Raw genomic sequence first — 6,016 nt, forward strand, 5'->3', positions numbered from 1 at the left:
GAAAATATATTAAGTTTGATCAATGAGAGACCGGTAAAACATTGTATAGTATTTTACACAGGATTATGGACTTGACTAAATTTCAGGAAACTCAAACTAATCTTAAAAAATTTACTTTTTGTAATCTTTAAGTAATATTAGCGAAATAATCCGTAATATAAAAACAATCGTAAAACAGAATACCGAACACCTTCTGTTGATGCGATAAGAAACAACTTAATCTAATTTGAAGCATTTGTCAAGTTTTCTAGTATTCAGCTCCCTTGACGAACAAAGTTTTCTTGTTTTTTTGCCGTCTCCAATCATGCTTTTTTCACCATTTCTTGATTCTCACGCGCCCCCCCTGCTGATCATCTACTTGCACGCAGGAACAACTACATTGATGACTCTTTCCTTATGAACACAAAACTATCGACCGAGATTCTGCACAAATCCTCGGTCGATAGTTTTTTCTCAGTGTTTGGACGTCAACTCATCATTCTAAAACACATTAGAAGATAGAGGATTCAAACACGGATTATTTTTGAGCCAAATATATAACAGTGTTTTTTATAATTGTTCAAATGTACGAACGACATTTTCAACAGTGAAGCCAAATTCTTCAAGAATTTTATTTCCTGGAGCAGACGCACCAAAATGATCGATCGTGATCGTTGTTCCTTCTGTGCCGACATAACGTTCCCAACCAAAGGAAGCAGCAGCTTCAATTGCTACGCGTTTCTTGACATTTTTTGGCAAGACACTTTCTTTGTATTCCGCTGATTGTTTTTCAAAAAGATCAAAACTTGGCATTGAAACAACAGAGACATCTTTGCCAGCTTCAGCAAGTTCTTTTTGTGCTTTTACAGCCAAATCTACTTCAGAACCAGTAGCAATCAAGATACCTTCAGGGGTTTCTCCTTTTGCTGGTGATAACACGTATGCACCTTTTTTCACCATTGTATCAGCAACTTCTTTTGTCGTTGGAAGCACAGGTAAGTTTTGGCGACTCAATACTAAGATCGTTGGTGTATCCGTTGATTCCATTGCGACTTTCCAAGCTGCACGAGTTTCATTTCCATCAGCTGGGCGAATCACATGAACACCTGGCATACATCTTACAGATGCCAATTGTTCGATTGGTTCGTGGGTTGGTCCATCTTCACCAACAGCAACTGAATCATGTGTCAACACATAAATTACCGGTGTATTTTGGATAGCTGCTAAACGAACGGCTGGACGCAAGTAATCAACGAATACGAAGAATGTACCCCCATAGATACGTGTGCCTCCATGTAATTGGATACCATTCATCGCCGATGCCATTGCAAATTCACGTACACCAAACCAGATGTTACGTCCTTCATAGTGTTCAGGAGTGAAATCTTTGTCTGCTACGACCATCGTATTGTTTGAACCAGATAGATCAGCAGAACCGCCCCAGAAGCTTGGTACTGCTTTAGAAAGCTCTTGGATCACTTCTTTACTTGATACACGACTTGCTTGACTGCTACCTTCATCATAAGATGGTAATTCAGCATCCCAGTTTTCAGGCAACTTCCCAGCAAACGCATCTTCAAATTGTTGAGCTAATTCAGGGTACGCATGTTTATAGTTCTTGAACATTTCATGCCAAGCAGCTTCTGATTTTTGGCCTTCCTCCACCATTGTTTGGTGGAAACGAGCAGCTACTTCTTCAGGAACTGTGAAGTCAGGATATTCCCAACCATAGACGCTTTTTGCCATCTTGATTCCTTCATCACCGATTGGCGCTCCGTGAACTGCTGAAGTACCTTCTTTCGGTGATCCATACCCGATCACTGTTTTTACTTCGATCAATGTCGGTTTGTCTGTCTCTGCTTTAGCAGCTTCGATTGCTTTAGAGATTGCTTCAAGATCATTGCCATCTTTGACTAAAATATGTTGCCAGCCATATGCTTCATAGCGAGCCCCTACATTTTCCGTGAAGGCTTTTGACGTTGGGCCATCTAAAGAAATATCATTTGAATCATACAAAACAATCAATTTTCCTAATTTCATGTGACCAGCCATTGAGCTAGCTTCTTGAGAAACGCCCTCCATCAAATCGCCGTCCCCACAGATAGCATAGGTGTGATGATCCACGATGTTGAAGTTTTCTCTGTTATATGTTGCTGCTAAGTGTGCTTCTGCCATTGCCATCCCTACAGCCATCGCAATACCTTGACCTAATGGACCAGTAGTTGCTTCGACACCGTCTGTATGGTTAACTTCAGGATGTCCTGGTGTTTTTGAATCCCATTGACGAAATTGTTTTAAATCATCAATCGAAACTTGATAACCAGCCAGATGCAATAAGCTATACAACATCGCAGAACCATGACCAGCTGATAATACGAATCGATCACGATCCGCCCAGTTTTTAGAAGTAGTCGGATTTACTTTCAAATGTTTTGTCCATAGTGCATACGCCATTGGTGCTGCCCCCATTGGTAGCCCCGGATGTCCAGAATTTGCCTTTTGAACTGCTTCAATACTTAATGTACGAATCGTGTTTACGCCAAGTTGGTCGATTTTGTCAAACAAAATAACCCCTCCTATTAATTTAGGTTTTTTTTACCTTTATTACTCACATACCATTTTATAAGATACCACTAGAAAAAGCAATGATTTTTAGTATTTTTTACTAAAAGTTGTTTTCCCGGTTGTGTAAGCCTTTTTTCTTCTGGATTTCTTTTAATTTATCTGGTGTGACATCATTTCCTTCAGGATCGACGATTTTCATTCCTTCAATATGATGTCTCATTCCCGAGCGAAAGGCATTTAAATACTCTTCTCTTAACTCTAATTGTTCTTTTTTTTCCGCTTCTGATAAGCCTTTTTCTTTCTTTATCCGAGCCAATTCGTTGATTCGCTCGATTTTTCCGGGTGATAGCATATGGAGACCTCCTTTTACTCTACTTCATATTATATAAAAAACGGAAAAAAAACAACTGGATAAACTAATATAAATACGAACATTTGTTTGAAACAAGACCTTTTATATGATATGCTTTAGTTATTAATTGAAAGAAGGTGTACCTTGTGGCCCGACAAACTGAAACTAGACAAATCGAAGTCTTACGATATATCCATGAACAAGTGTCTCGAAAAGGTTACCCACCAACTGTAAGAGAGATTGGAGAAGCCGTTCAGCTTTCTTCTACCTCTACTGTACATGGCCATTTAGCAAGGCTTGAAAAAAAAGGCTTTATTCAAAGAGACCCAACAAAACCTCGTGCAATCGAATTGACAAAACAAGGTTTGGCAAAAATCGGGGTTCGACCTTCCACGATTCCCGTACTTGGGGTGGTTACTGCTGGGGAGCCGATTTTAGCAGTCGAAGATGCTTCGGATTTTTTCCCTGTACCGCCTAATCTTTCTTCTGAAGAAGGAAGTTTGTTTATGTTAACGATCCGTGGCGAAAGTATGATCAATGCAGGTATTTTAGACGGAGACAACGTGATCGTCCGTAAACAAGAAACTGCACAAAACGGTGATATCGTCATTGCCATGACAGCAGAAGATGAAGCAACATGCAAACGATTCTACAAGGAAAAAGACCACTTCCGACTTCAGCCAGAAAATGATTTATTAGAACCGATCATTTTGGATCAAGTATCCATTCTCGGCCGCGTAGTTGGTCTTTACCGCAGTCATATTTATTAGGATGCCATGAATTTTCAAAATAGACAAAAGCAATGAGCTGTGCCGTAAAAAGGTGTAGCTCATTTTTTCAGCTTCCCTCTTTACAAATCGAACAAAAGTTCGTATACTATAAATACGAACTTTTGTTCGCATAAACTAATGAGGTGAGAAATCATGAAATCAATGAGACGTCTTGGCTTGGTATTAATAGTATTATTCTTAGGTATTGTTATTGGTAACTTTGGTATTCGACCAGCACTTTTAGTGTTTGTTCCGTTGTTTACTTTGTGGTTCATGTTGTGGGATGAAAAGAAATACCGTCAGTCTGAACGACGTCGGCATTATGATGATCCCTTTTATCAAGAATCCTACTACAGTTCCAGGCATTCTTAACGAAACAAGGAACTGACTGTTTATTTTCAGAACAAAAATTTACGATCCATTCATCTCTTCTTCAAAAAGAATGGTTTGCGCTAAGGATACAATCCTCTGATATTAAGCCAGCGTCTTGAAACGCTGGCTTTCACCATGTTCAAACGACCTATGTTTTGTCGTCTCTTCGTTAAGTCTTACCGGATCGCATAATGCGCCTCTTCTTAAAAATGACCGTTCCGAATTTTTATTTCAAATTCTCATGTTTGTCGAATCTCCACATTGAACTTTTCCATTTTTTATATTCAATGAAAACTCAAAACGCTTATTTTAAGCGAAAATTCTGTAGTTTAAACCAGAAAACGACTATCTAGCTTATTCCTAATTTATTGCCAGTTCTCCAAGTTTTGAGCTTTTTTTATTATTTGGTCTTCTAACATTGCTTTTTTCTATTCCTTTTTCTACAACCTTTAATATACTTCTCTTTTCTTCTTTTTTTACATTTGCTGTAATTTTTAGTTTCGCTTGATCTTGTGTTTTATTCAAGTGAGGACTTAATTGATAGTGGTCTATATCAAAAAGAGAAGACACTGCGTAATTTCGAAATATCGTTGCTAGTTGATCTTCTAATGGTTGATCTTTTAATGGTTGTTCATCAAGACTTCTTTCTACCCTTTTTCTAAAATCAAAATCTCTTCTTTCGCTTAAATCTCTAACGATAACTGCTATCATTTCTGCATCCTCCATCTGAAGATTAACTCGTAACATATCATCTAAAATTAAAGAGCTCGCAACCGCATCTGGAGATAAATTCGGCAGATTTTGCTGTTGTGATAATCGATAGACAAAATTTTTAAACGCTTTAGAGTTTATTATTTCAGTAAATCTTGCATTATACTCCCTTAACAGATCACTACCACTCATTTCAAACCCTTTCCGTTGTCTCGGATACACCACTAAATCACCCGTATTTGATCCAAGATGTGTCGTTTCATGTAGAATTATTTTGAATAAATCTTGCTTTTTCTCAAGAACTGGATGAGATTGTGAATGGAAAGAATCGGCTATGAGGAACATTCTAGATTGCGGATCCCTTGGTTTTATGAATGCTTGGGCTACGTCTTTTATTAATCGTGATTCGTATTTCCCTGTATTTAGATTCAAAGCCAAATCAGTAGATGCGATCCAAACATTTTCAAAGCCCATATCTTTTGTTTGTTTAAGTATTTGTTCTCCTCTTTCTGCTATTGATAGCAATCTTTGATTAATCTCGTGTAGTATCTGATTTTTATCGACTGCATGTTCTATTATAAACATTTGCGCCAAATATTGACCTTCTCTGGTAGCTGAAATATCGGGTATCGTCGACAAATACCGGCAGCGATCTTTTAAATATAAAAATGCGCGTTCTCCCTTATCAAGTCCTTTTTTAAGTTCTACTTGAAAAGGTCTGATAAATTCGGGCGAGTTCCTTGTATCGACCCCCTTAATCACTTGAAAGTCGAGCTTAGGCTGGTGAGGAGGGGGAGCGAATATGGGATTAAGATCCTTCCTTATTAAGTCTATCTTTAGCATAAATTCGTTTTCCGCAGAGTACGGCTGAACCTCGATAGGTCTAGTTGGAATAAAATTAGTCAATCTCTGAGGTTGTACCGTTAGATCCCACGTTGGAACCCGCCGTTGATTTAATTGAGTATTTGTATATGCTTGTCTCAAGGCATTCCACGTAGCTGATCTATCTGGAATAGTAGGAAGTTTTCTTGCCTCCTCTGCAATTCTTAAATACTCACTCAAATCAAGCTTTGGTAGTGGTACATTTTGCGATGGTCCAGGTTGCGATGGCCCAGGTTGCGATGGTCCTCCTGTCCTGTGATAATTTGTTTCAACCTCAGCATACTCCTCCTTAAGTTCAGCTTCCCACATCTTTTTCTCCAAGAATGTTTCACCACGAAATTGATTGATTTCTGGGTGGAATCTTAGAATCGTCATGGGGCTGTTT

General features: G+C 38.5%; 5 protein-coding genes. 2 read left to right on the top strand and 3 right to left on the bottom strand.

Annotation, left to right across the window (positions count from 1 at the left end):
* Positions 1 to 549 precede the first annotated feature (549 nt).
* Both tkt and DVW83_RS13875 read right to left on the bottom strand, forming a co-directional pair.
* Positions 550 to 2,544, bottom strand: a complete 1,995-nt coding sequence (gene tkt, locus DVW83_RS13870; RefSeq protein WP_104661418.1) for a transketolase — start codon at positions 2,542 to 2,544, stop codon at positions 550 to 552.
* A gap of 100 nt (positions 2,545 to 2,644) precedes the next feature.
* Positions 2,645 to 2,896 (bottom strand): DUF896 family protein, encoded by a 252-nt coding sequence (locus DVW83_RS13875; protein WP_104661419.1) that lies wholly within the window; start codon positions 2,894 to 2,896, stop codon positions 2,645 to 2,647.
* Between the two features lie 146 nt (positions 2,897 to 3,042).
* Between DVW83_RS13875 and lexA the strand changes: the two genes are divergently transcribed.
* Both lexA and DVW83_RS13885 read left to right on the top strand, forming a co-directional pair.
* Positions 3,043 to 3,666, top strand: a complete 624-nt coding sequence (lexA, locus tag DVW83_RS13880; protein ID WP_005875859.1) for a transcriptional repressor LexA — start codon at positions 3,043 to 3,045, stop codon at positions 3,664 to 3,666.
* Between the two features lie 153 nt (positions 3,667 to 3,819).
* Positions 3,820 to 4,038, top strand: coding sequence for a hypothetical protein (locus DVW83_RS13885; protein ID WP_104661420.1), 219 nt, complete (start codon positions 3,820 to 3,822; stop codon positions 4,036 to 4,038).
* 360 nt (positions 4,039 to 4,398) lie between these two features.
* On the opposite strand, the gene DVW83_RS15720 is transcribed toward DVW83_RS13885, so the two are convergent.
* A partial coding sequence (locus DVW83_RS15720; RefSeq protein WP_238699430.1) for a hypothetical protein occupies positions 4,399 to 6,016 on the bottom strand: 1,618 nt, incomplete at its 5' end.

Source organism: Enterococcus sp. VV15 (assembly GCF_005236045.1).
Taxonomy (GTDB): domain Bacteria; phylum Bacillota; class Bacilli; order Lactobacillales; family Enterococcaceae; genus Enterococcus_B; species Enterococcus_B durans.